Below are 21,237 nucleotides of genomic sequence, written 5' to 3' on the forward strand. Positions count from 1 at the left end.
GAAGTACTAGTTAGCCGCTTTCTTTCGCCCCTTTAGCTTGGGCGCTTTTGCCCAGGTAAGGTCATAGTGCATAGGGGCTGAGGTCTGTAGAACTTCTTTTGATATAACAGGCCACCATTCGATTAACCGCACAGCGGTTTCCCAAGCTTTCTTCTTTTTCCAGTCGTTGCCCAGGTTAATCGTGGTGATCCCGCAGTTCTCGAAGGCAAACATTTCAGGGTCACCCTTTTGAAAGCGATCCTTGGAGATGATTACCCAAGTGTTATCAGATTGTTGGAGACGCTCAAGCCACTCTTGGTCGGGTACACCGGTGCCGCCGTTAAAAGCTTTGGCGTGTACTACGGTATGCCCTTCCTTGCAGAGTTTGGCTAGGTGATCAAGTGCGTTGGCGATGTGATGGCTGATGTTTTCGTCAATGAAAAAGTGCACCCGATAAAATCCTTTCTTCGAATTTTACGGCGCGCTCTACTTCATCTTGCGTTACATCATACGCACGGGCTGCATCTGCTGCGCTGCCCTCTACCTTTGCTGCTTGGGCCAGTGTGGCGGTGGGCATATGGCTGGGCAGTACGATGGGCTTGCCAAAGGCAAAGCGGGGATCGATCACAATGCAGGGATCTTTGGGGTCTGGATGCCAGCGCACAGGATCTCCCTCTGCATCGAATTCGATGCCTGCCCTTAGTGAGGGCACTATCACATCTTCAAATGCGTTTTGGCGCTTAACCAGATCAATCACGGCTGTTTCGCCGCTTTCTTCCAGTGCTTTCAGGAATACCTTTTGGCCATCGGTACACAGCTGAGGATTGATGAGCGGGTAATCCCGCTGAAGCAGCTCGCTTAGTTCATGCAGTGCTTCCCGGATGACTGACAAACTCACATTGTGGCTACGAAATTTAGCCACAGCACGGAGTTCGAGCAGGTCTTTAAAGCTTAGGGTGTCTGCTGCGCCTAGCGCTTGGGGTTCGGGTTCCCATAGAGGCCCCTTTTTCGACCGTGCAGGCATGAGCCAGCGGCGAATCTTCTCCGCTTCTACGCCAATCAGGCGCTCTGCTTGCTTGGGGCTGTAAAGCCCGATGTTGGTGAATGCGGTCATTGCTTACCCCCCCAGCGTGGCGCTAGGTACGAAATACGGCGGCTTGAACGGGTGTATTTTGGAGTGTTTTACACTGTTGTACATGGCTATAGTCTGACACTTTGCGTGGACAGCGCAAGCGGAAAAGTGCGTTAAACGCACCTATTAACAACGGCATTCACCTCGTTTCCATCCTGATACTGCACGTATAGCCACGGTCGTTCAGGTCGTGGCGCACTTCATCAATGATCCAAGGCGTTGCGTCGATCTGTTCCTTGAAGCCCACGGTGGTGACCGGGGTTTCGGGGTAGATATCGGCGCGACCTTCGGCGAGGTCCAGCGTTAGCTCTGAATGCTTTCGCTGTAGGCGCGTAAGCTCTGCGGTGGCTTCTTCAACCGCGTGGGCTTCCGTTGCGTAGGTGTGGCGTAGGCGTTTGGCGTTCTCGCTGTTGCCTACCAGCACTTCCTTGCGTTCCGCTTCGTCCAGGTCGCTCCAGTAGGCAATTACACCTGTGAACTCTTCACGGTCTGCAATCAGGTAGCGGTGGGTATCGCCTACGCCGCGCTTCAGCGTGAGCATTGGTATGGGCGTGCCGCCTGCGGTAACGCCGCCGTTCATGGGCATAAAAAGCAGGCTGCCGTTTTTGGCCATGCACAGGGCGTCGTAGCGTTCGGCTAACCGATAAAGAAAGTGGAGGTCTGATTCGTCGGTCTGGTCGATGTGATCGATAAAGATGCCCGCCAGCGGCGCGGCGATGTTGGGGGCTAGGCCTAGCCGACCGGCGGCGGTGGCGACGATCTCTTGCAGGGTTTTTTCGTGATAGCTTTCGCAGCGCTTGGCGGGGTTCTCTTTGCGTAGATCCGCGCTGCGGGCGCGGATTGTGAGCACGTCCGGCGCGCCTGAGTGTTCGACTTCATCCACGGTAAAGCTGCCGCGATCCACCAGCGCTTCGCCTTCCCAGCCCAAGGCTACGGTCAGGATCTTGCCGCGCGGCGGTATCGCCAAGCGGCCGTCGTGGTCTTCCAGTGTGAGGGTGAGTTCATCGGTCGTCGTACCGCGCCGGTCGGTGATGGTGAGGCTCTGCAGGCGGCTGGTCGCGGCCATGCCACCGATGCTATACGCGGGGCGTCGGGCGGGAATCATTACACTAACCTCGGCACGGCGCGCATGGCCATACCAGCCAGCGGGCCAAGCATGGCGAGCAGGTTGCCGTTATCGTCTTCTACCCGGTGCAGCACCATATCGAAGTCGATTTGCTGGGCGGCGCCGTCGCGCATAAGTGCCACTTTGCGTTCCTTTAAGCTTTCCAGCACGTAGTAGCCGTAGTTTTTGCCGGTGCCTTCGATCAGTGGCCACGCGTTGCCTTCGTTGGCCATATCGCGCAGCTGGTCAAGGTGCGGCTGGCCGCCGGTGAATTGTGGGTGCAGGGTGCCGGTCAGCGTGATGGTGTCATCGCCGGGGCCAAGAAACTGGCGAGCGGGTAGCAGGCCCACACGGCCTTGGGCCTCTTGCCGCCACCGGGTTTGGCGTTGCAGTTCCTGGTAAGCGGCGGTGTCTAGCGAGAACACGAACATGCCGTAAATCATCATCATTTGTCAGTACCTCAATCAATGTCGTGGAATGCCGAGCGGCGCGAGGCTTGGGCACGGCGCTCGGCATCGCGTAGGGCGCGCTGTACTTCGGCGTTTACCATCCGCGCCAAATCTTGCTCGTTCATGCCGGGGGCGGCGTGGATCTCGATGTTGATGCCGCCGTTAATCACTAGCCCGCCGCTGTTGGGCTCGCTGGCGTGATTTTGTAGCGGTGGGCGGGCGTCTATCTGTACGCCGCTGGTGTCGATTTGTAGCGGGTCGAATTGGGGGAGTTCTGGCCACTCGAAGGCCAAGGCGTCGAGTGTTGGCAGTTCGGGCTTGGCGACGCTGGTGTAAAGGTTGGGTAGCTCTGGCCGCTGGATCTCAAGCGTGCCCAACTTGGGCAGCGTGGGCCGCTCTACCTGCAGGGCATCGAGTGCAGGCGTTTCAGGCGTGGCGACGCTGGTGTAGAGGCTGGGCAGCTCGGGCAGTGCGGGCGGCGTGACTTCAAGCGCGATAGCGGGCGATGCAATCCCGGCGCCAAGCATTAACCCGGCAGCTGCATTGCGTAGACGATCTGTGAGACTGCGTACCTGATCGACAGGACCATCGGCGGCGCGGCTGATCCCCTGATTCAGGCCGTTGGCGACATCGTTACCGATGCTACGAAAGACGCGGCTGGGGGAGTGGGTATCCAGTGCATCGCGCGCGGTATTCTCGGTGCCTGTCGCCAAGTTTTTGACGGCGTTCCATGCGGAGCTTGCCCCGTTGCGAATACCATCACCCAAGCCGTTGGCAACATCACGGCCGACGTCCATGGCATTGCCCACGGCGTCGCTCATCCAGCCCGCAATATTGCTGGCCAAGCCGGTGACGTGGTCGCGCAGCGCGCCCGCCATGCCGGTGATGCCGTTGATCATGCCTTCGACAATGTTGATGCCGAAACCTTCAAAGACACGGCTGGGGGAGTGAATGCCCAGCACGCCTTTGAACCAGTTCATCACACTGGTGGCCATGCTGGTAATGCGGTCACGTAGGGCGGTGAGCTTTGCAGTTAGCCCACCGATTAGGCCGTCGATGATAAAGCCGCCCAGGCTGCGGAATCCTTCGGGCACCTCGATGCCCAGCATATCCAATGCTGATATGAACGCGGTGTGCAGTAGCCCGATGGGTGACCAATCGATCAGCAGCTTGGTAACGCCGCCGATGCCATCGCCAAAGGCGTCATTGACCGTTGACCAAACACTGCCCGCCGCTTCACGTACCCAGCCAAGTGCGCTGGTCATGCCGTTGGCCAGGCCGCCAATCATCTTGCTACCCAACTCGGTGAGCGAGCCGGGCAGCTCTATACCCAAGCGACCGAGTGCGGATGAAATGCCGCTATAGAGCAGGCCGAGCGGTGACCAGTTGACCAGCAGGCGGGACACGCCGCCGATCCCCTCGCCGAACGCATCTTTGATTTGCCGCCAGATATCGCTGAAAAATGCCTTAATGGGTTCCCAGTATTTGTAAATCAGGAACGCTGCACCGGCGATGGCCATGATGGCCCAGCCGATGGGGTTGGTGGCGAGGAAGATGGCCGTGGCTTTAAGCGCACCGAGTAGGCCAACCGTCAGTGCTTTACCCACACCGAACAGCGCGGCGCCTGCTGTCTTGAGAATGGGTGCGAGTGCCCCGGCCTTGATGCCCAGGGTGGCCATGGCGAACCGGGTAAACAGCAGCGGGGAGAGAATGCTGGCAAAGGTCATCGTGACGGCACCACCGATAGTGGCTAGGGCAATCATGCCCGCCGCCGCCTTGGCGATAGTACCCGCTAGCTCGGGGTTGGCTTTGATCCAGTTGCCGACGCCACGGGTAATGGCAGTAATGCTCTGGATGAGTTCGCGTAGGGGGCCGTCGTTTGTATCCGTGATTGAGATTCCGACTTCTTCCCATGCGCTGCGCAGGTTCTTCAAATCGCCGCCGATGTTATCGGTCATGGTGGCGGCCATGCGGGCATTTTCGCCCATGTTCTCGCCCAGCGCGTTGATGATCTCATCAAGCTGGCCACCGCCCATGGCGTCGACCAGTTCCGCCATGCCCGAACCCGCTTCCACGCCGAAGATATCCTGCATGATGGCTTTGCGCTCGACGTTGCCCAAGTCAGCCGTGGCTTGGCTGATATCGCGCAGAATGTCGGGCATGGCGCGCATGTTGCCGTTGGCATCGGAAATTTGGAGCCCGATGTTTTCGATGGCGGCGGCGCCTTTGGCTGCGGGATTGGTGAGCCGGTTCATCATGGTACGCATGGTGGTACCGGCCTGGCTGCCTTGGATGCCGATGTTGCCGAGGATGCCCGACATGGCCGCCGCCTGCTCCATGGTGAGCTTGAGATCTTCTGCGCCGCCCAGGTACTTCATGGTTTCGCCGAGCATTTCCAGATTGACGTTCGCGCGGCTGGCGGTGCCCGAGAGAATATCCGCGACGCGAGACATTGCGCCGTCGGCTTCCATATCGACCTTGAATGCACCGGCGATATTACTGGCGATATCTGCCGCGCGGGCCAGCTCAGTATTGTTGGCCTGGGCGAGATCCAGTACATCGCGCATTGACGCCTGGATGGCTTCGCTACTCATGCCCGCACGCAATAGGAACTCTTGGCCACCGCCGACCTCGGTAGCACTAAAGGCGGTGGTTCCGCCCAAGTCGCGAGATTGTTGGCGTAGTGCCTGGAGGCGTTCATCGTCGGCATCGAAACGACCAACGGCCTGTAGCGTACTCATCTGCTCGCCCCATGCCACGCCGGGGGCGAGTAGCCGTGAAGCAGCATAGCCTTGAGCCATGCCGGTACCCAGCATGCCCATACCCACGCCTTGGGCGCGGGCGACATTGGCCATGCCATTTTGGTAGCGGTCGCGGGCCTGGGTTAAACGCCGTTGGCGTTCGGCAACTTCACTTAAGTGGCGTTTTTGCTGTTGGAGGGCGGTGTTTAGCCGTTCCTCTTTTGTTCGCAGTTCCCGGGCGCTTCTGCTCAGGTTGTCGGTGCTGATGCCTGCTTCATCCAGCCGCGTTTTTAGCCCACGGATGCGCTCGGTTTGGGTGGCGTGGTTGCGGGTGAGCTTTTTAACCTCTTCGCCTGCGTTACGCGTGCGGTTGCGGTACTCCTTCATCGCCCGAGCGGATCGGTCGAACTCGGTTTGCGAGCCGTGCAAGCGGATGCGGGCGCGCTCAAGCGAGGCCGTTAGCTGTTCGTTAGGCTTTTTGGTTTCTATTAGCTGCTTGGCGAGACGGTCGTACTCGCGGCGGGCAACGGTCAGGCCTGATTTAATACCGGCATGGGCTTCGCGCTGGCGGTCGAGTGCCAGGGTGTATTCGCGGTTTCGGTTCTGGGCATCGCGTAATGCGCGGGTATTGGTGCGCATGGCGGCGTTGGCTTTGCGGTAGCTGGTGAGGTCGCCTTGCTGCCGCTGCAGTTCTTTGAGCTGGCCTTGGGTTTCGCGCATGGCCTGGGCAGTTTTTCCCGCCCCTTCACGCATCTTTTTAAGCGGGCCGGTGACACGGTCCACGGCGTTGAGCATCACTTGCAGTCGTAGATTACGTGCCATCGGTTTTCCTATTTACTGTGCTGCTTGCCGCCCTTTGGCTTGCTGCCTTCGTGGCGTTTTCTTGCGCGCTCGCGCCACTGCATTAGTTCTTCCAGCTCCATGTTGTCCATCGCGCTGGGTTCCCAGTGAAACACCATGGCCAAGTCGGCCATGGCGTCTTCGACGAACTCGGGGAGGGCTAGGCTTCGATGTCCTTGTACTTCTTTGGAGTCAAAAAACCGTTTAGCGCCGTGCCGAGCTGGACCAGATCCACGATATCCATGGTTTTAAGTTCGGCCTCGGTGAGCGCCGGGCTGGTGATGCGGGGCATGACTTTAGTGAGCGCCGCGACATCCAGATTCATGATGTCGACGAGGGAGACGCCGCGCATACCACCGGACATGGGTTTACGCACGGTGATCTCGCTAACCGTGCTTTTGCCACGCTGTAGCGGTGTTTCCAGCTCGACGACTTCCGTCGGCACGCCCGGCGCGGTGGCTTTGGCTTCTTCGGCGGCGATCTGGTTTTCAGTCTTGTCTTCCATTGCTGTGATTTCCTATGTGCTGGGTGTGGCCACCGGGGTGGCCGTGGTGAGTGGGGTGGTGGTTATAAACCGAGGGCGCGGCGGCGCTCGGCTAGGCGGTCGGTACCGCGCACGATGAAGACGAAGCCGGGTACGTCGCGCTCGATGATGTCTTCGCCGTCTACTGTCAATTTGAAGTACGAAAGCGTGGTGGTGACGCTGATCTGGTTGTTATCGCCCTTGCTTGCGTCGCCCATTGAGATTGTCTTGTGGCGGCCGCGCATGACGATCTCGACCGGCACGATGTCGCCGGTTTCATCGGATTCGTAAGATCCGGTGAAGCGCAGCATGGTGGCGTCGTGGATAGGGCTGCCGTAGCTGTCGAAAATTTCGGCGATCATGCCGCCGGCCGTCCATTCGAACTCCTGCAGTTCGTTGCCGTGGTCGACTTCGATGGGGCCGTCCATGCCGCCGCCTTCGTACTCGACCATGCGGCGGGCGAGTTCCGGCAGGGTTAGTTCGGGGATCTGGCCTTGCCAGTTGTTGCCGTCGCCGAACAAGTTAAAGTCCTTGAGAATCTTGGGTAGCATTTTGCTTGCTCCTGTTAGTGCCTGTCGTTGGGCGGCGGCTTACTGGCTGATGCGGGCGGCGAAATCTACGAGGTATTGATCGGTGATGCGCTGCTGGAACATGAGGTTTTCGAGCGGCGGTACCGGGGTGTAGTCGTAGTCGATGTAGAGCTTGCCGCTCTTTAATACCTCTGGGCTGTTTAGCTCTTCGTCGAACCACGCGGATCCGCCGAGCAGGTAGCCGCCCCGGATCAGTTCGCGGAATTTGGCGTTGATGCCTTCGATGATGTCGCGCACTAGCGATGGGTGCATCGGCTTATCGACGGCCCACATATGCGCCTCGGCGATGGTGTCGGCCAGCACTTGGGCGGTGCGGGTGTACGACTCAAACGCGAAGAGGGGGTCGATGCTGCAGGTGCGGGAGCCCCAGAAACGGAAGCCGCCTTTCTGAATCAGCGTGGTGATGTCGGCGGCGTTGAGGTAACCGGCGTCGGTCGCTGGATCCTGCAGATCCCAAGAGAGATCCTTGGTGATGCCGGTTACGCCGTTAACCGGCATGTTGGATAGGGTTTTATGCCAGCCCATTTCGTTATCCAGCCGGGCGCGGTGACCGAGTGCTTTAGCCACTGCAGACAGCGGGCGGGTTTCTTCGGCGTCAACATCGAACGCTTGCCAGTTGGGCCAGATCACCATGACTTCACGCTGGCCGAAGCCTTCGCGGTACATGTTGGCTTCTTCCTTGGTTTCACAGCCGTAGGCGCTGACATAAACGAACGCGCGCAGCTGCTGGGCGATCCCGGCCAATTCGCTTGCGACGCTTTCATTGTCGAGTTCGGGCACGCCGAGAATGCGCGGTTTTACGCCGAGTTTGGTTTCGGCAGCGGTGAGGGCTTGTATGCCGAGCTTTTGCCCGGTGCTGCTGACGCCGCCGATGATGTTCGCGGTGGTGGCGTCTTCGTCTGCGCCTTCTTCCACGCGGACCACGACGCAGATTGCGCGGGTTTCGCTGACGATGGCGGAGAGCGTGCGGCGCAGCGTGCCGCCTGCACCGGCGTTGCCGATGGCGGCGTAGAGATCGGTGATTAAAACAGGGGTATTGAGCGGGAAGGCGTCTTCATCGGCAGCGGGGGCGGTGGCCACGACGCCGATCACGGCGGTGGACACGGTACGGATGGGTCGCGTGCCTTCGTTAATTTCGACGACGCGAACGCCGTGGTGATGTTGGTCTGCCATGTGCTTGGCTCCTGCGCAGGTTCAAGCGGGGTAATGGTGTGGCTTGCTAGTGGTGCCATGCTGCGATGACTACGCGCGGGAGGGTAGCGGCGGGCGTTGTGCGGAGAATGCGTGACAGTTTGCGAATTAGCGTGCACAAAAAAGCCCGCCAATCGGCGGGCTAACGGTTCACATTAACGGTGGCCAATGCGGCCAGATGAGCAGCATTAATTCCACCATGTTGACGAACGTATCAAACAACAAAACCGATAGTTTTACGTAAATCATGTCATTCACCAAAAATCTTGGTTTGTGAAGAATGCGGTGAATGACACGTTAAAATTTCAACTAAGAGTTGAACAAAACATCAAATTTGATACCTTAACGTTTGTGTGAACGCTTCAACGTGTTTTAACACCGCACGGTTAGAAGCCATCAAGGGGCCATGATCTGTAGGAGGATCATGGCCTTTTGCCGTTCTAGGCCAAGCTTCGATTGAAAAGACTACATATAGTCCCCCACGAAATCAATTCAGGCATATCTGGTATTTTTTCATCCACAGGTCAGCGCTCGGGAGAATCCCAAAAACCTTTGGGAATTAGCCCAAGTATGTTGGCTTTCATTCTAAAGAATTATTTGTAAGTGCTTCTTTCAGTCGAAAAAAGCCCGCTTTTTAGGCGGGCAGTAAGAAGCTCTCTAATCAGATTCGTTTGATTAGAAAAGGCTTTTCGTTATTAGGGCTGCGAGTAAACACGCCCCTAGTGGCGCGAGCACATCAAACACGGATTTCACCGTCCATCCTCGCCAAGCGCCTTCATACCAATTAACCGGCGGCACTTCCCCCCACGTCCAGCCTCGGCGGTGTGCCACGCGGTATTCGTTCTGGGCAATTTCACGACCCAGAAACAGCGCCACGGCAACGCTACCGGCTACCCACATACCCATGAGCGGCCATAACGCGAACTGGATTAACACCGCAATCAGTGCGTGCTCAATATAGGAACGGTTCATAGTGCGCCCTCTTGCGGCCGGTACTGGTTGAGCTGCTCGATGGCTTGCTGGGCGGCTGCCTCGGCTTCCTCAATTGTTGCTGCCCGGCTGACCGCTGCTTTACCGCCCAGGCGGGCGCTACGAATAGCCCCAAGTGCCTGTTCCCACTCGGCGGCCGTGGCCACGATCTCTTTAGCGGCGGCTTCAGCGTCCACCTCAAACATGCTGATATGGTCCTGCACACTTGAGGGTATCGCGTTTGCTTCTTTGCCATTGGCTAGCCACTCAGCGGCCTCGGCTTTGGCGAGCAGGTATTCTTGGTCGATATAACTACCGGGGCTAACGAACGCGGCGCGGGCGTTACCGGCGGCGGTGTCGATGTCGTTGTTGAGGCGGGAATGAATATGGGAGAGCACGGTCTCTGCTGGTACGCCTGCATGCAGCAGATCAGCAACAGACCAATTGACGTACGATTTATTTCCATGGCTAATCGTTAACATAGTGGCCTACCCTCTGAAATTAGATGAAATGTTGCTGACGGATAGCTTTCCTGAGTAGTCAGCAATTGTACGATCTGCGTAGAAATAATCTTCCGCGACAGACAGATCAGCCGGGAAAGTGCAGATTCGGAACATTGTAATGAGCAGATTTGCCACACCCTCAGCGAAATGTATCTTTCTAGTAGTTCCGTATTGGTTTGCCAGTTCCTTTGCATTCAGCAAATATTCAGAAAAATCTACATTCTCAAAGCGAATGCCGATTACTACGTTTGTACTTAGACCAGCGTTGGTTTTTAGAAAACCAAGGCGCGTTTCGATATTTTCAGGATCACTCGCGAGTAACTCTGATACGCCCACCTTGTCTAGACCTATTTTTACGTTGCGCATGTAGAGAGTTGAACAACTGCTGAGATCTATAAACCCCAACCGCCCACGTTCTCGCAGCCCTTTTGTATAGCCGCAAATTAAATTTGTTTCCTTTCCACCATATCCACCGTCAATCCAAATTGAGGCGTTGGTAGGCGGGCTTATTTCTGCATCATTGTTAAATAAGTAGTCACCTATGATTTTTAATCGATACAGCCCTCCAGGCATCATCAAATTCCTGGCTGAGCTGATTGTTTTTAATGCACTGGCAACAGAAACCCCGTCGTTCTCATCGCTACCATTTTGTTGGTCTATAAATATTTCTACGCTATTGCTGTCCTTAATAGCATCAGTAATGCTGCTAGCCACAGCATTGGTTTTCTGATCAATTTCATCCAATTTCCCAGCCACTTGGCTGGTAAGGCTATTAGCAGCGCTGACGAGCGCGGCGATTTGGCTTTCTAGGCTCATCGGTTTACTCCTGAGTGGTGTTTTGAATGTTGGCTGCGCCTTGGCTAAAGGCGTCGGTTAATGCGGTGAGTGATTCACTGAGCTGGCCTTCCAGTTCGTTTACCCTGGTCTTCGTGGCTTTCTTGGCTAACTCTTCGGCGATGGTCGTGGCGAAGTTGGGGTTGTTGCCCAATGCTTCGGCGATCTCGGCGAGGGTATCGAGGGTTTCCGGTGCGCTGCCGATCAGTTGCTGAATACGTGCGTCGATCTGCTCGGTGGTGAGCACATCGGTTTTGTTCGCCTTGTTGCGTAGCTTGCCGTCGATGACCCCTAGCGTGTGGGTGACCGCTTGGCGTAGGGCGATGAGGTTTTCATCAAAGCTCATTTTGTGGCGTCCTCCTGTGCGGCGATCATGCCGCCGTGGTAACTGATGGCGTCGGTGAGTGCGGCCAACACGCTGTCGATTTGATGGGTGGCTTTGCTGGCCTCTGCGACCTGGGCGAGAGTCTCAGGCGATAGCGTTCCCGGTGGCCCCTGCAAGCCGTGGCTGATGACCTGAAAGCGCGGTGGTGCGGGCAGGTGAACCGTGATCGAGCGCGCGGGCATGGTGACGGTGAGGCGAGTAGCGTTAGCCATGAATCACCCCCGGCGTTAGCTGGAAGTGACCGCGTAGCAGGCTGTACACATCACCGGATGGGAACGTGACGCGCAGCTCGTACCGCGCGCCGGACCAGCTCGGCGAGACAGCGCCCGCTGTTTGCTCGGGGCGGATATGGACGTTGATGCCGCCCTGGTCGTCAGTCAGCTCGATACCGTTACCGGTTTCGCACGTCAGCAGCGGCGCGCCCTGGGTGGTGGCCACCACAAAACTGGCTTCGCAGCCGGTGAGGTCAATCGGCGTGGCGGCTGGGTCTTCGCTGGCCCATGCTGCGCTGAACCGGTACGTGGTACCGGCCACCATGCTGATCGTGGGGGCCTGGGTACTCATGCGCGTTTCTCTAACTCTTGCACGCGAAACAGCAGATCCACCTGGCGGGCCATGTTGTCGACGATGGCGGCCGCATTGGCTGTGTACTGTTCGCCCCAGGCAGCTAGCGACAGGTCGGCCCCGGTCGTCTCGATAGTGACCGAGTCGGCGGGCAGGGCATCGAGGCGAAGATCGAATGCAAGCAACAGCGGTACGTTGTTGGAGACGTACGCAAGCGGCTGTTCGCTGGACCAGATCGCGAGGAGGGTGCCGTCTTCTAACTGGAACCCTACTTCTCTTACCCAAAACTCTGGGCCGTCGCCATCCACGACGCCGGTCACGTGTAACTGGCGGTCGTCGGTTTTTTGGCCGTCGGCAATGGCGATGCGGCGGCGCTGGTTTCCAAGCGCGGTATAAGTGGGGCTGGGCGCGCGGCCATCATCGCCCAGCACAATATGAGTAATTCGGGCCTGCAGACCATCGCCTTGGGCATTGAATACGGCGTTTAGGCCTGCGTGGGTGAGTGTGGGTATCAGGGCCGTCATGGTTGGCTCTCCATATAGCAGCGCGTGACTGCAGTAACGCGATAGGTGCAGACCACCGCGAGCGGGGTGGTGGATAAGGTAGCGTCCAAGGCTGCCGGGGCGTGGCGGCGGGTAACGGCTGCCGTCTTTTGTACTGCCGTAGCGGCTAGGTGGCTTTGGGCTGCCAGCGGGGGCGTTACGGCATTGGCTGTATCACGACGCACGGCGGCGCTTTTGAGCGCACTGGCTGCCCCCATGCCTGCCTTTAAGCGGGCACCCACTTTGAATTCGTAGTGGCTGCGCTTGTTCTTGGCGTTATCAATCGCGCGGCGTAGCTGGGTGTAAAGCGTATCGCTGAGCAGGGCCGGTGCTTCGGGCGTGAGGTTTTCGTTCACGTAGAGCACGGCGCTGAACGTGCCCCGTGGCAGGTTCGGCGTGGCTTCGAACCACTCGGTAAGCTCTACGCTGACGCCTAGCGTCTCCATGGCCAGTTCAACCGCTGGGCGCGTGCCTTTGATCCGGTGTAGCTCGGCGCTGTTGGCGATCACGCGACGCTTAACGCTTTCGGGCCATGTTTCGTGCCATTGATCGACCGAGAACGCCCAGGCGAGAAACGGTAGAAACTCTACGGGGCAAGTGGCGGGGTTCCAGAGGGTGCGAAGCGGTACCGGTAGATCCAGCGGGTGCGACGCAGCTACGCGACGCTCAAGCGCGGTGCGGTTGGGGGGCAGTAAATCGGTCATACGCCCTCCGTGCTTAACGTGATGCCGGTGCAGTAGGGGGCTTGGTTCGGCTGGGCGTTAATTTCGCCAAAGCCTTCGAGCGTGATGCGCTCGATACCTTCAACTGTGAGTGCCGCATGCACACTGGAACGGGTGATCCACGCGCCCAAGCGGTGACGATTGGCGACGTACTCTTCTAACCGCTTTTGAGCTTCGCCCCGAATCACGGACGGGTCGGGTCCATCGCGCACGGCGAGGACGGCGGTCACTGAGAAGGGAAGCAATTCAGGGCCTTGAACGGTGACGCGGTCGGTTAGCGGGCGCCGTTCGTCGAGGCGTTGGCGGACGGCATCAAGTACGTCCCCGCTGGGCTGGCCATCGGCTTGGCGTGACAGGATGGTGACGACGACGTCGACCGGCTCGGGGCTATCGACGGATACATCAAGCACATCGGGGTGGGCGCTTTTGGCTTGGAATTCATAAGCGCCGCTTGGCCCGGCGACTGACAGGCCTTCGAACGCAAGCTGGATGCGCGGGCGGTAGTCGCGGTCACGCTCGAAGGTGGGCGGCACTGGTGGCATGGCGGCGGGGTTGCCTGCATCCAGTAGCAAGCGCTTTACGCCCAGGTTAGCGCCGAGCTGTTCCAAGTCTTCATCTTCGGCAAAAGCGATCATCACCGCGCGGGCGGCTTCATTAATGCGCTGGCGTAGCAGTAGTTCGCGGTAGGCGTTTTCTTCCAGCAGTTTGACCAGCGGCTCCGATTCCAGTGTTAGCAGTTCGGCCAGTGCGTCGCGCTCTTCCTCTGGGTGCAGGGCGATTAACCGCGCCTTACGCTCGGCGAGGATGGTTTCATAATCCAGTGGCTCGATAATGCTCGGCGCAGGGAGTAATGACAGATCGATAGGGGCGTTCATGCTATGGGCACTCCAACGCTGAGCGGCTGGCCATCGGCGGTTTTGCCGTAGAGTTCCATCGTGACCGTGCCGGGTAGCTGGGTGCTGACGATCCGGCGAGTACCGGTGATTTGCACGCGGGGTTCCCAGCGGCTTACGGCAATGACTGTGGCGGCGTAGACCTGCATCAATAGGGCGTCATTCAGAGGGCGGTCGAGTAGCTCGGGCACCAAGCTGCCGTACTCGCGGCGCATGACGCGGCTACCAATGGGCGTGGTGATGATATCGGCGACGCTCTGGCGGATGTGCTCGATGCCATTGAGGCGTTGGCCGGTCGTGGCGTTCATGCCTGGCATTAGATTGGCTCCCCGGTGTTGCTGGGACCGGACTGTATGCCGCTATGGGCATGGTCGCTGCCGGTGTTCTTGCCGTTATGGGTATGGCTGCCGCCGCTTTGGGCGTAGCTGCCCGCGCGCTGCATATCACCGGTGTGATCGATGTTGCCGTGCCACTGGGTGCCGCCGGGGGCATGGATCTCGATAGAGCCGGGCAGGTTGATGCGTAGCACGCTGCGCGCGTGGTCGTACTCGAACAGGGCGCCGTCGGGATATTCCCGCGATACCTTGCCGGGGTCGTTGCTGGGTGGCTGGTGGTTCAGCTGAAACAGGCTGGGCATGGCCACGCCGTTGGCCAAGTCGCCGCCGGGCGAGAGGATCATTACCTGTTCGCCCCTAGTGGGCGGGTTCCAATCGCGCGTGGTGCCTGCTCGGCCGTTGGCCCATGGTAGCCAGCCAGTGAGCAATTCACCGGAGCGAACGCGCACAGCGGGGAGGCGTTCACCGGGTGCGCCGTGGTCCACCTCGGCAATGGAGCCAAGGCGAACGATGTTCTGGATTAGGCGAAGTATTTCGGCGGCGTTGTTCATGCGGCCATGCTGCGATGACTACGCGCGGATGGGTAGCGGCGGGCGTTGTGCGGGGTGGATTGCACAATCAGCTTAATAGACAATCTACAGTCAAGTTCACATTACAGCGAGTTATACAATGAAAGAAATTGTTAAGTTTAATCTAAGTATTGGTGCTTTATTGACAGTGATAGTTTATGTGACAGGTTTTATGTGGCAGTACGCTTACCTAGGGGTGATTACAAATAATATTAACTGGATAAGAGTAGTAACGTCGGATTATATCCATCTTGGTATTATGGCTATCTTATTTGTTATTAAACCTTGGGCTCTTATTTTGTTGATTACAATAATGTTCGCAGCTCTAAGCGGGTTGACGGATAGATTACTTATGAGAATTTGGCATGAACTGACGTTTAAAGGTAAAAGAAGACTGCAGCCATGCTTTTATTATTTTAATTTATTTTTTGGATGGAGATCTGCAGGAAAAATATTCGTCACTTATTTAATTTTGTTTATTTTTTCCTTAAATTTATTTTTAAAAGTTACAGATGTTGCAGTTCAACATATGTCTTACAGGCTAATAAGTGATGGGTTTGATGAGATTTGCAATAAAGATAAGTTGTGTTATCAAGGTAAAGTTCTTTATGTTGGTGATAAGCAGATTTATTTTTATAGTTTTGATGACAAACAGAATGTCACTGATGGGAGTCTTATGCTTGAGAATATTTCTGACTGGTCGGTCACTATGGCTTGGAATGAGCAGGGGCGTGACGTCATCAACCAGTATATTGCCAATGAAGGCTCAATTTTAGATTATTTAGATAAGTAATGAATGATGATATCTGCAATGACGCTTTCATCATTTTTTGTGATGCCTACGAGTTCGCGGCGAGCGTATTTATGCATGGGGCCGCCTTTTTCCACACGGTCGCGTAGACCGTAGTGGTGGACGCGGGCGATTTTGGCGACGCGCCCGGCAAACTGGACAGCTGCTTCATCGGCGGTTGTTTTGATACGCAGGTGTTTGGCGGTGCGCAGCTTCGTGAACATGGCTTTGCGGCGGATGGCACCGCGCCGCCCGCGTAGCTGATTGCGTGGTTCGAACGGGGTGCCGTCGGGGTTCGTTTGCGCTTTTATGCGGTCGCGGTTGGCGATGCGCAGATCTCGCGCGACCTCGCGGGCCAAAACGCGGCGCTCTTTAGGGGTGAGCTTTTCAATCAGCGGTGTGAGCCAGCTGTCTAGCTGCTGCAGGTCGTCGTTCATGCTGGGCTATCCCATGCCGATTCTTGGGTGTAGTCGTCATCGCCAGGGTGCTTGATGTTTAGCTGCCAGTGCTTGGCGGGGCAGGCGTCGGCGGGGTAGGCGGGCATGCGGTGTTCTGAATTGATACTGCCGGTTTCGCAGTTGACCAGGGCGACCACGCGTTCTGTTAGGCGCACCGTTAGCGCTAGATCCCAGTGGGTGTTGTTGAGGATCTCTGCTTCGATTTGAACCGCTTCGTCTTCGACGAGATCCGGCTGGTAGGTGTTGAGCCATTGCAGCAGCGGGATCATGACTGTGTCGAGTGGGCCGCTATAGTCGGTGATGAGAATTTGGGCGTCGACGGCGTACTGGTGGCTTAAATTGGTGCCGCGCGAGAATTTGATCTTGCCGTCGTTGACGAAGGTATGGAGCTGCTCGGGGTTACGTGCCAATTCAGGGACACTAGCGAGCAAATGCGCCCTTAAGTGCTGTAATTTGATCATTGTGGGGCTTCGCTATGACAGAGAATAATGGCGTCGACCTCGGCGGCGCACTGCGCCCAGGCAGCCTCTGTGCTTTCCAACTGCAGGTGCAGCTCACCGTTGGTTTGCGGGTTACTCGCTGGCAGGGTGCAGGGGCTGGGCGTCGCGCACTGATTGATAATAATCGTGGGCACCGGTAACGGCGGGGCGGTTGCGCAGCCGGATAACAGGGCTAGGCAGGCGAGTACCAGCCCAATCGCGTAGCGTGGCGTTTTCACGGTGTAGGTCCTCGATGGTGGCAAGGCGGTTGGCGGCGGTGCGGGAAAGCGTGGCTTGTTGATCCGCCAGCACGCGGCGCTGGGCTTCCAGGCGGCGGGCGTTTTCCCAGAGCGCATCAATCACGACTTTGCTTTCCTGTTCCCGCTGCCGGGATTCGGCAAGCTGCTGTTCTGCGAGATCGGCGCGGGCCTCGGCGGCGTGGGTGCGCTGCCACAGTGCCCAGGTGACCAGTACGACCAGCAGCAGGATGGCGAGGGCAGCAAGTGGGCGGGTCATGGGGTGACCTCTTGTTCCAGCCCTGCCAGGCAAAGCTCCCGTTCGGTAGCGCGGCGTTTCACCAGGCCGTTGAGTTTGCGCCCTTTGGCGTACACCCAGCGGCTTAGTTCATGGCAGGCACCGCGCATGTCGCCCCGGTTGAGCTTACGTAGCAGGGTGGAGCGGGCGAAGTTGCCTTCCCCGACGTTGTAAACGAAGGATGCCAGCGCGGCGCGGGTGGGTGGTGGTAGATCTACCCGGGCGCGGCGGTCGACCGTGGCGAAGGCATCGCCCAGATCGGCTTCGAGAAGTGCCGCGCACTCTGCCTGGCTGAGTGTTTGCCCTATGCGTACGGTAGCCGTGTGACCATAGCAGATGGTCGGGATACCCACCGGGTCGTGGTACGCCGTGGGGTGGTAGCCTTCGTAGTAGGACACCACGGCGGTGGCGATACTAATGGCACCGGCGGCGAGACTGACACCAATACGTGTTTTAAGACCCACGGCGGTTCTCCCAGTAGTGGCGTAGGCGGGTGAGGTAGCGCGGTACCAGCAGGCCGATTTGCAGCGCGAGGTACAGCAGCGTTAGCACGGTGACCCAATCCGCCGGTGTCATGCCGCCGACGTGCAGCAGCGAGACGACGGCTGGCGGCGCGAGCTTGGCGCTTTCGGTGGTGATTTCATACGGGTGGCTCATGGGCTCCCTCAGCTCCAAAGCTGTATTTTGGGTTTCTTTGTTTCGCGGGTTTCCGGTGGCGGCGGTAGCGTGACCGGCGTTCCCTCGCGCAGCACCGGGCCTTGTTCGGCGAGGTGCGGGTTAAGCTGTAGCGCTTGCTCTGTTATCGCGGCGGTTTTGCCGTAGACGCGGTAGAGCAGGGCGTCGAGTGTTTCGCCTTGGTGGGCGCGCACTACCCGTTTCATATCAGCTCGACCGTGGTGTGGTTGCGGCCTGTTAGCTCGGCGATGGCCCAGCGGGCATCGGCGCGGTAGTCGTCCGCGGCGAGGTCTTTGGCTTCGCCGCGTTCGTCGCCTTTGCCTGTGGCTGAGGCGTCGCGGTAGCGTTGCAGAAGATCCGCTTGGGTCTGCGCATAGACGGCGCGGGTGTAGAGCAGTTGCACGTCGCCGGGTGATTGCCAGGGTTCGAGCGGTATGGCGTCCCAAGCCATGCGGCCGGCTTGCTGTTGTTGATGCTGGAAGTTGGCCAGTTGGCGGTTGATATCGGCGACGGCGGCGCGCAGAGATTGGCGGATACGTGCTTCCGTTACGCCGGCAACGCGTTCTTCTTCCTGATATTCGTTCGGGTCGATATCCGGCCAGAAACCATTGTTGATGATTATCTCCAACCGCTTGCTGGGCGGGTTGGTGGTGTAGCCTGTAAAGCTCATGGTGGCAGCCTGTTTAAAAGGGGGTGGGCGACGTTTCGAGCGACGGTGAACCGTTGCTCTCACGACGCGCCCCCTGACGTCGGCGGTCGACTCGGTTGGCCGCTAGCCCGGGGGCTGCGCGGCGGCGTTCTGTTTCAGTTCACGTTCCAGGCGTTCGAGATCTTTCTTCACACCAATGCGGTCGTTGAGCCCAAGTGCACGTTCAAGATTTATTTGGGCATCTTCTAACTGGCCGTTGGTTCGGCTGGCGTAGCCCAAGGCCTTGTGGAGCTTGGCGCGGATTTGATCATGCATATCCGCATCGCGGGTGAGCTGTTCAACCGCGACCAGCTGCGCAAGCAAATTGGCGGTGTTGGTACCTTCTTCATCCAACTGCTTGAGCGCTTGGTCGGCGACTTCTTCAGCAATGAGGGCGGCGGTACCCCGCTCGAATTGGTCGGGCGGGGTCAGGCCGTATTTGATTGCGTAGTTGGCGATCTCAATAGCGCCGCCTATGTCCCCCGCATCGATACGCCAAAGCATGATGCGCATTAGCACGTCGTCCTGGGCGCCTTGGCCGGCTTCTAGGACGCCGGCCACGTACTCGGCGTAGTTGGGCAGGATCTCACGCTTGATCTCGGCCTTTTTCTCCATTGATTGAGTGGATTTAAGGCGGCGATAGTCTTCAAACAGGGCGGCTTGCATGAGCTCGTAGGCTTCGCCCTGCATGGGTGCTTCGCCCGCGTCAGCGGCCGCTTGGGCGGCGCTAACGCGTTCGAAATGGCGGCGGGCTGGGCTGGTCATCGTTTCTCCTTAACCGTTCAACGCTGCTGGAGACAGCTCGATATTTTCAACCAGGCAGCCCGCGCCGAAGTCCTCCACTACGTAGGCGTCGTTGGAAGATTCGAAGTTCTCCACGCGGTTGCGCCGTGGGTTCTCGGTGACGTGGCGGCGCCGGGCACCGTTCTGCCAGTAGACCGAGAGGTTATCCAGCGTGGTGACCATCAGCGCGTTATCAGGGAAGAAGGGCACATCCATGCCTTGCAGCCCACCGATGCGCTTCTGGCTAATAACCAGGTCGGCGGCTAGCTGCTCGCTGGGCGGCAGCTGGTTGAGCAGAGGGAAATATTTGTCCGACATCAGATTGCGGCCGAGGACAACCACTAGCCCTGGAAGGCGACGGAACCACGGGTCAAGCAGGCTGTTGACTACGTCTTGAACAAGCGCGTCTAGCGTGGCGTAGTCACCGACGATACCGGTTACTTTGTTCGTATCGTCCTTTATCTGTGTGTGATCAATGAGGATCTTGCCGTTGGTTTTGCCGTCTTTCATCACTCGCTGAGGAGCTTGGGTGCGGTAATGCTGCAGCCAGCCGATGTTGACGTCTTCCAAGTAGGGATTGGCCACCGGGTCGGTTTGGGGAGCGGCCGAGGTGCCGTTGAAGCCGATCATCATGCGGTCCAGCGCCTGCTGGCGAACGATCACATCGCGCACCATGGCTTGGAAGTTGGGGAACTTGGCCCAGGCATCCAGTTTGGCGTAACCCAGGTGGGTGTCGAATTCGGTCATTCGGCACTCGTAGCCTTGGGCATCCAGCGTGGTGAGGTCGCGAGTTTTGCGATCCTGATTGTTGACGTTGGTGCGGGCGGCGATGGGGCCGGTGACACCAAGGGCGAGCTTTTCGCCTTTCAGCTCATCGACACCGACCATATTGATACGCGAAAGGAAATCACTGGACTCCTGAATGCGCTTTTCCAGCCGCTGCTGGATAGTGGGATCGACGGCAAATTTCTGGGTAGCGTCCGGGACGCCGTTAAGCTTGGCCACTTGAGTGGCGAAGCTGTTAAAAAGCGTGCGGGTATCATTACGCATATTGGTGGCGTCTCTTAGCAGTCGGTTTCGATGGTGCCGTCGTTGCCAGTGGCGGGCGTGCGCGGCTGGCCGTTCGGGGTGTTGTCGATCTTGCTGTACAGCGCGTCGAAGTCTTTCTTCAATGCGTCGTGGGCACTTTTCAGATCATTGAAGGCGGACTGAGTGGGGCGCTTTTTCAGCGCTTCGCTGAGTGCCTGATGTTTTTCAACGAACAAGCCCAGGGTTTCTTCCAGATCGGCGCGGAAGGCGGCAAAGCCTGCTTCCGTTTTAGCGTCCTGCTTTTTGAACAGCGCTTTCACGCGCTCGGCCAGTGTCGGGCCTTTTTCTTCGGGCTCTTCGCTAAAAGAGAGGTCGGTTTCCAACGCTTCGGAAAACAAGTTCTCGGGGCGCTGTTTGCGAGCGGCCAGCGGGGAGTTCGTGCCTTCGGCGGCGCTAAACTTGAGCATGGACGTGCCCAGTGAGGCCGGGGAGTCAGTGACCGCTAGGCCCACTAGGTAGGCTTCACCGGAGTCGGCAAAATCCAGATCCACTTCCATGGAGGTGTAGATCTTTTGGCGTTTCTCGACCATGGCCTTGAGTTCGTCGGTCGGGTCGATCTCGGCGTATAGACCGAGCTTGCCGTCGTCGCCTTTCTCAGTTTTGAGCGCCGTCACGTCGCCGTAGGCTTTGAATGGGCCATCCGGCAGCATGCCTTTGATGTGTTCCATGTTGACCCGGCAACCATAGTTGTTGGGGTCGAAGTTGGTGGCCATTTGGGTGAGCCATTCGGCGCTGATAGTGCGGCCATCGGTGGTAGCGCCTTCTTTTGCGATACGGTGCCAGGGCATTAGCGGACCTCGGTTTGGTAGGGGCGGTTGGGCTGCCGTCAGGTTCCGTGTGTAGCGCGTTTGACTCAACGCTTGGGCGTTGTGCGA

32 protein-coding genes are annotated in these 21,237 nt (G+C 58.1%); 1 reads left to right on the forward strand and 31 read right to left on the reverse strand.

Annotated elements, in window-relative coordinates:
• Nucleotides 1–6: 6 nt before the first annotated feature.
• From ACT3RU_RS06880 to ACT3RU_RS06975, 20 genes are all read right to left on the reverse strand, one after another.
• Entirely contained in the window at nucleotides 7–429 is a 423-nt protein-coding gene (locus ACT3RU_RS06880) for a PIN-like domain-containing protein (RefSeq protein WP_483392610.1), read from the reverse strand.
• A complete protein-coding gene (locus ACT3RU_RS06885) occupies nucleotides 413–1,093 on the reverse strand; it encodes a hypothetical protein (RefSeq protein ID WP_483392611.1) in 681 nt (226 codons plus the stop codon). Before ACT3RU_RS06885 ends, ACT3RU_RS06880 begins: the two co-directional genes overlap by 17 nt.
• 157 nt (nucleotides 1,094–1,250) lie before the next feature.
• Nucleotides 1,251–2,216, reverse strand: a complete 966-nt coding sequence (locus ACT3RU_RS06890; RefSeq protein ID WP_483392612.1) for a contractile injection system protein, VgrG/Pvc8 family — start codon at nucleotides 2,214–2,216, stop codon at nucleotides 1,251–1,253.
• Entirely contained in the window at nucleotides 2,216–2,665 is a 450-nt protein-coding gene (locus ACT3RU_RS06895; protein WP_483392613.1) for a phage tail protein, read from the reverse strand. The genes ACT3RU_RS06890 and ACT3RU_RS06895 overlap by 1 nt, the downstream gene beginning before the upstream one ends.
• A gap of 11 nt (nucleotides 2,666–2,676) precedes the next feature.
• Complete coding sequence (locus tag ACT3RU_RS06900; RefSeq protein ID WP_483392614.1) at nucleotides 2,677–6,228, reverse strand: phage tail tape measure protein; 3,552 nt, start codon at nucleotides 6,226–6,228, stop codon at nucleotides 2,677–2,679.
• Nucleotides 6,229–6,236: 8 nt separating this feature from the next.
• Nucleotides 6,237–6,380, reverse strand: a complete 144-nt coding sequence (locus ACT3RU_RS06905; protein WP_483392615.1) for a GpE family phage tail protein — start codon at nucleotides 6,378–6,380, stop codon at nucleotides 6,237–6,239.
• 26 nt (nucleotides 6,381–6,406) lie between these two features.
• Nucleotides 6,407–6,751, reverse strand: coding sequence for a phage tail assembly protein (locus ACT3RU_RS06910; protein WP_483392616.1), 345 nt, complete (start codon nucleotides 6,749–6,751; stop codon nucleotides 6,407–6,409).
• 62 nt (nucleotides 6,752–6,813) lie between these two features.
• Nucleotides 6,814–7,320, reverse strand: a complete 507-nt coding sequence (locus ACT3RU_RS06915; RefSeq protein WP_483392617.1) for a phage major tail tube protein — start codon at nucleotides 7,318–7,320, stop codon at nucleotides 6,814–6,816.
• Between the two features lie 39 nt (nucleotides 7,321–7,359).
• Nucleotides 7,360–8,532, reverse strand: a complete 1,173-nt coding sequence (locus ACT3RU_RS06920) for a phage tail sheath protein (protein ID WP_483392618.1) — start codon at nucleotides 8,530–8,532, stop codon at nucleotides 7,360–7,362.
• Between the two features lie 693 nt (nucleotides 8,533–9,225).
• On the reverse strand, nucleotides 9,226–9,522 hold the full coding sequence (locus ACT3RU_RS06925; protein WP_483392619.1) for a hypothetical protein: 297 nt from the start codon (nucleotides 9,520–9,522) through the stop codon (nucleotides 9,226–9,228).
• Entirely contained in the window at nucleotides 9,519–10,001 is a 483-nt protein-coding gene (locus ACT3RU_RS06930; protein ID WP_483392620.1) for a hypothetical protein, read from the reverse strand. The genes ACT3RU_RS06925 and ACT3RU_RS06930 overlap by 4 nt, the downstream gene beginning before the upstream one ends.
• Nucleotides 10,002–10,007: 6 nt before the next feature.
• Nucleotides 10,008–10,838, reverse strand: coding sequence for a hypothetical protein (locus tag ACT3RU_RS06935; protein ID WP_483392621.1), 831 nt, complete (start codon nucleotides 10,836–10,838; stop codon nucleotides 10,008–10,010).
• A 4-nt stretch (nucleotides 10,839–10,842) separates the two neighbouring features.
• Complete coding sequence (locus ACT3RU_RS06940) at nucleotides 10,843–11,202, reverse strand: hypothetical protein (RefSeq protein ID WP_483392622.1); 360 nt, start codon at nucleotides 11,200–11,202, stop codon at nucleotides 10,843–10,845.
• Entirely contained in the window at nucleotides 11,199–11,453 is a 255-nt protein-coding gene (locus ACT3RU_RS06945; RefSeq protein WP_483392623.1) for a hypothetical protein, read from the reverse strand. The genes ACT3RU_RS06940 and ACT3RU_RS06945 overlap by 4 nt, the downstream gene beginning before the upstream one ends.
• Nucleotides 11,446–11,805: a hypothetical protein gene (locus tag ACT3RU_RS06950; RefSeq protein WP_483392624.1), complete on the reverse strand. Its 360-nt coding sequence runs from the start codon at nucleotides 11,803–11,805 to the stop codon at nucleotides 11,446–11,448. The genes ACT3RU_RS06945 and ACT3RU_RS06950 overlap by 8 nt, the downstream gene beginning before the upstream one ends.
• The gene (locus ACT3RU_RS06955) at nucleotides 11,802–12,329 is read right to left on the reverse strand and encodes a phage tail-collar fiber domain-containing protein (protein WP_483392625.1); all 528 of its coding nucleotides are present in this window, start codon (nucleotides 12,327–12,329) and stop codon (nucleotides 11,802–11,804) included. The genes ACT3RU_RS06950 and ACT3RU_RS06955 overlap by 4 nt, the downstream gene beginning before the upstream one ends.
• On the reverse strand, nucleotides 12,326–13,051 hold the full coding sequence (locus ACT3RU_RS06960) for a phage tail protein I (RefSeq protein ID WP_483392626.1): 726 nt from the start codon (nucleotides 13,049–13,051) through the stop codon (nucleotides 12,326–12,328). Before ACT3RU_RS06960 ends, ACT3RU_RS06955 begins: the two co-directional genes overlap by 4 nt.
• Nucleotides 13,048–13,944 carry a baseplate assembly protein gene (locus ACT3RU_RS06965; RefSeq protein ID WP_483392627.1) on the reverse strand — a complete coding sequence of 299 codons (897 nt, stop codon included), beginning with the start codon at nucleotides 13,942–13,944 and terminating at the stop codon, nucleotides 13,048–13,050. The genes ACT3RU_RS06960 and ACT3RU_RS06965 overlap by 4 nt, the downstream gene beginning before the upstream one ends.
• On the reverse strand, nucleotides 13,941–14,279 hold the full coding sequence (locus ACT3RU_RS06970; RefSeq protein WP_483392628.1) for a GPW/gp25 family protein: 339 nt from the start codon (nucleotides 14,277–14,279) through the stop codon (nucleotides 13,941–13,943). Before ACT3RU_RS06970 ends, ACT3RU_RS06965 begins: the two co-directional genes overlap by 4 nt.
• Nucleotides 14,279–14,848 (reverse strand): phage baseplate assembly protein V, encoded by a 570-nt coding sequence (locus ACT3RU_RS06975; RefSeq protein ID WP_483392629.1) that lies wholly within the window; start codon nucleotides 14,846–14,848, stop codon nucleotides 14,279–14,281. Before ACT3RU_RS06975 ends, ACT3RU_RS06970 begins: the two co-directional genes overlap by 1 nt.
• A gap of 118 nt (nucleotides 14,849–14,966) precedes the next feature.
• Between ACT3RU_RS06975 and ACT3RU_RS06980 the strand changes: the two genes are divergently transcribed.
• Nucleotides 14,967–15,659: a hypothetical protein gene (locus ACT3RU_RS06980; protein ID WP_483392630.1), complete on the forward strand. Its 693-nt coding sequence runs from the start codon at nucleotides 14,967–14,969 to the stop codon at nucleotides 15,657–15,659.
• On the opposite strand, the gene ACT3RU_RS06985 is transcribed toward ACT3RU_RS06980, so the two are convergent.
• From ACT3RU_RS06985 to ACT3RU_RS07035, 11 genes are all read right to left on the reverse strand, one after another.
• Nucleotides 15,644–16,093 carry a phage virion morphogenesis protein gene (locus ACT3RU_RS06985; protein WP_483392631.1) on the reverse strand — a complete coding sequence of 150 codons (450 nt, stop codon included), beginning with the start codon at nucleotides 16,091–16,093 and terminating at the stop codon, nucleotides 15,644–15,646. The two genes, ACT3RU_RS06980 and ACT3RU_RS06985, sit on opposite strands and share 16 nt — an antisense overlap.
• Nucleotides 16,090–16,575, reverse strand: a complete 486-nt coding sequence (locus ACT3RU_RS06990) for a phage tail protein (protein WP_483392632.1) — start codon at nucleotides 16,573–16,575, stop codon at nucleotides 16,090–16,092. The genes ACT3RU_RS06985 and ACT3RU_RS06990 overlap by 4 nt, the downstream gene beginning before the upstream one ends.
• Nucleotides 16,572–16,784, reverse strand: a complete 213-nt coding sequence (gene lysC, locus ACT3RU_RS06995) for an Rz1-like lysis system protein LysC (RefSeq protein ID WP_483392652.1) — start codon at nucleotides 16,782–16,784, stop codon at nucleotides 16,572–16,574. Before lysC ends, ACT3RU_RS06990 begins: the two co-directional genes overlap by 4 nt.
• Nucleotides 16,687–17,109 (reverse strand): Rz-like lysis system protein LysB, encoded by a 423-nt coding sequence (gene lysB / locus ACT3RU_RS07000; protein ID WP_483392633.1) that lies wholly within the window; start codon nucleotides 17,107–17,109, stop codon nucleotides 16,687–16,689. The genes lysC and lysB overlap by 98 nt, the downstream gene beginning before the upstream one ends.
• Nucleotides 17,106–17,591, reverse strand: coding sequence for a lysozyme (locus ACT3RU_RS07005; RefSeq protein WP_483392634.1), 486 nt, complete (start codon nucleotides 17,589–17,591; stop codon nucleotides 17,106–17,108). The genes lysB and ACT3RU_RS07005 overlap by 4 nt, the downstream gene beginning before the upstream one ends.
• On the reverse strand, nucleotides 17,581–17,784 hold the full coding sequence (locus tag ACT3RU_RS07010; RefSeq protein ID WP_483392635.1) for a hypothetical protein: 204 nt from the start codon (nucleotides 17,782–17,784) through the stop codon (nucleotides 17,581–17,583). The genes ACT3RU_RS07005 and ACT3RU_RS07010 overlap by 11 nt, the downstream gene beginning before the upstream one ends.
• A gap of 8 nt (nucleotides 17,785–17,792) precedes the next feature.
• Nucleotides 17,793–18,008 (reverse strand): tail protein X, encoded by a 216-nt coding sequence (locus tag ACT3RU_RS07015; protein WP_483392636.1) that lies wholly within the window; start codon nucleotides 18,006–18,008, stop codon nucleotides 17,793–17,795.
• Nucleotides 18,005–18,472: a head completion/stabilization protein gene (locus ACT3RU_RS07020; protein ID WP_483392637.1), complete on the reverse strand. Its 468-nt coding sequence runs from the start codon at nucleotides 18,470–18,472 to the stop codon at nucleotides 18,005–18,007. The genes ACT3RU_RS07015 and ACT3RU_RS07020 overlap by 4 nt, the downstream gene beginning before the upstream one ends.
• 102 nt (nucleotides 18,473–18,574) lie before the next feature.
• Nucleotides 18,575–19,255, reverse strand: a complete 681-nt coding sequence (gene gpM, locus ACT3RU_RS07025; RefSeq protein ID WP_483392638.1) for a phage terminase small subunit — start codon at nucleotides 19,253–19,255, stop codon at nucleotides 18,575–18,577.
• A gap of 9 nt (nucleotides 19,256–19,264) precedes the next feature.
• Nucleotides 19,265–20,323 carry a phage major capsid protein, P2 family gene (locus ACT3RU_RS07030; protein WP_483392639.1) on the reverse strand — a complete coding sequence of 353 codons (1,059 nt, stop codon included), beginning with the start codon at nucleotides 20,321–20,323 and terminating at the stop codon, nucleotides 19,265–19,267.
• Between the two features lie 14 nt (nucleotides 20,324–20,337).
• On the reverse strand, nucleotides 20,338–21,150 hold the full coding sequence (locus tag ACT3RU_RS07035; RefSeq protein WP_483392640.1) for a GPO family capsid scaffolding protein: 813 nt from the start codon (nucleotides 21,148–21,150) through the stop codon (nucleotides 20,338–20,340).
• Between the last annotated feature and the right edge of the window lie 87 nt (nucleotides 21,151–21,237).

Origin of the sequence: Halomonas sp. TP35 (assembly GCF_052375975.1) — a bacterium.
Lineage (GTDB): Bacteria > Pseudomonadota > Gammaproteobacteria > Pseudomonadales > Halomonadaceae > Vreelandella > Vreelandella citrativorans.

Excerpts from the sequence above, each read along its gene's own strand:
- ACT3RU_RS06885 (WP_483392611.1), bottom strand. The coding sequence starts at position 1,093 with ATGACCGCATTCACCAACATCGGGCTTTACAGCCCCAAGCAAGCAGAG.
- ACT3RU_RS06890 (WP_483392612.1), bottom strand. The coding sequence starts at position 2,216 with ATGATTCCCGCCCGACGCCCCGCGTATAGCATCGGTGGCATGGCCGCG.
- ACT3RU_RS06895 (WP_483392613.1), bottom strand. The coding sequence starts at position 2,665 with ATGATGATGATTTACGGCATGTTCGTGTTCTCGCTAGACACCGCCGCT.
- ACT3RU_RS06900 (WP_483392614.1), bottom strand. The coding sequence starts at position 6,228 with ATGGCACGTAATCTACGACTGCAAGTGATGCTCAACGCCGTGGACCGT.
- ACT3RU_RS06905 (WP_483392615.1), bottom strand. The coding sequence starts at position 6,380 with ATGGCCGACTTGGCCATGGTGTTTCACTGGGAACCCAGCGCGATGGAC.
- ACT3RU_RS06910 (WP_483392616.1), bottom strand. The coding sequence starts at position 6,751 with ATGGAAGACAAGACTGAAAACCAGATCGCCGCCGAAGAAGCCAAAGCC.
- ACT3RU_RS06915 (WP_483392617.1), bottom strand. The coding sequence starts at position 7,320 with ATGCTACCCAAGATTCTCAAGGACTTTAACTTGTTCGGCGACGGCAAC.
- ACT3RU_RS06920 (WP_483392618.1), bottom strand. The coding sequence starts at position 8,532 with ATGGCAGACCAACATCACCACGGCGTTCGCGTCGTCGAAATTAACGAA.
- ACT3RU_RS06925 (WP_483392619.1), bottom strand. The coding sequence starts at position 9,522 with ATGAACCGTTCCTATATTGAGCACGCACTGATTGCGGTGTTAATCCAG.
- ACT3RU_RS06930 (WP_483392620.1), bottom strand. The coding sequence starts at position 10,001 with ATGTTAACGATTAGCCATGGAAATAAATCGTACGTCAATTGGTCTGTT.
- ACT3RU_RS06935 (WP_483392621.1), bottom strand. The coding sequence starts at position 10,838 with ATGAGCCTAGAAAGCCAAATCGCCGCGCTCGTCAGCGCTGCTAATAGC.
- ACT3RU_RS06940 (WP_483392622.1), bottom strand. The coding sequence starts at position 11,202 with ATGAGCTTTGATGAAAACCTCATCGCCCTACGCCAAGCGGTCACCCAC.
- ACT3RU_RS06945 (WP_483392623.1), bottom strand. The coding sequence starts at position 11,453 with ATGGCTAACGCTACTCGCCTCACCGTCACCATGCCCGCGCGCTCGATC.
- ACT3RU_RS06950 (WP_483392624.1), bottom strand. The coding sequence starts at position 11,805 with ATGAGTACCCAGGCCCCCACGATCAGCATGGTGGCCGGTACCACGTAC.
- ACT3RU_RS06955 (WP_483392625.1), bottom strand. The coding sequence starts at position 12,329 with ATGACGGCCCTGATACCCACACTCACCCACGCAGGCCTAAACGCCGTA.
- ACT3RU_RS06960 (WP_483392626.1), bottom strand. The coding sequence starts at position 13,051 with ATGACCGATTTACTGCCCCCCAACCGCACCGCGCTTGAGCGTCGCGTA.
- ACT3RU_RS06965 (WP_483392627.1), bottom strand. The coding sequence starts at position 13,944 with ATGAACGCCCCTATCGATCTGTCATTACTCCCTGCGCCGAGCATTATC.
- ACT3RU_RS06970 (WP_483392628.1), bottom strand. The coding sequence starts at position 14,279 with ATGCCAGGCATGAACGCCACGACCGGCCAACGCCTCAATGGCATCGAG.
- ACT3RU_RS06975 (WP_483392629.1), bottom strand. The coding sequence starts at position 14,848 with ATGAACAACGCCGCCGAAATACTTCGCCTAATCCAGAACATCGTTCGC.
- ACT3RU_RS06980 (WP_483392630.1), top strand. The coding sequence starts at position 14,967 with ATGAAAGAAATTGTTAAGTTTAATCTAAGTATTGGTGCTTTATTGACA.
- ACT3RU_RS06985 (WP_483392631.1), bottom strand. The coding sequence starts at position 16,093 with ATGAACGACGACCTGCAGCAGCTAGACAGCTGGCTCACACCGCTGATT.
- ACT3RU_RS06990 (WP_483392632.1), bottom strand. The coding sequence starts at position 16,575 with ATGATCAAATTACAGCACTTAAGGGCGCATTTGCTCGCTAGTGTCCCT.
- lysB (WP_483392633.1), bottom strand. The coding sequence starts at position 17,109 with ATGACCCGCCCACTTGCTGCCCTCGCCATCCTGCTGCTGGTCGTACTG.
- ACT3RU_RS07010 (WP_483392635.1), bottom strand. The coding sequence starts at position 17,784 with ATGAGCCACCCGTATGAAATCACCACCGAAAGCGCCAAGCTCGCGCCG.
- ACT3RU_RS07015 (WP_483392636.1), bottom strand. The coding sequence starts at position 18,008 with ATGAAACGGGTAGTGCGCGCCCACCAAGGCGAAACACTCGACGCCCTG.
- ACT3RU_RS07020 (WP_483392637.1), bottom strand. The coding sequence starts at position 18,472 with ATGAGCTTTACAGGCTACACCACCAACCCGCCCAGCAAGCGGTTGGAG.
- gpM (WP_483392638.1), bottom strand. The coding sequence starts at position 19,255 with ATGACCAGCCCAGCCCGCCGCCATTTCGAACGCGTTAGCGCCGCCCAA.
- ACT3RU_RS07030 (WP_483392639.1), bottom strand. The coding sequence starts at position 20,323 with ATGCGTAATGATACCCGCACGCTTTTTAACAGCTTCGCCACTCAAGTG.
- ACT3RU_RS07035 (WP_483392640.1), bottom strand. The coding sequence starts at position 21,150 with ATGCCCTGGCACCGTATCGCAAAAGAAGGCGCTACCACCGATGGCCGC.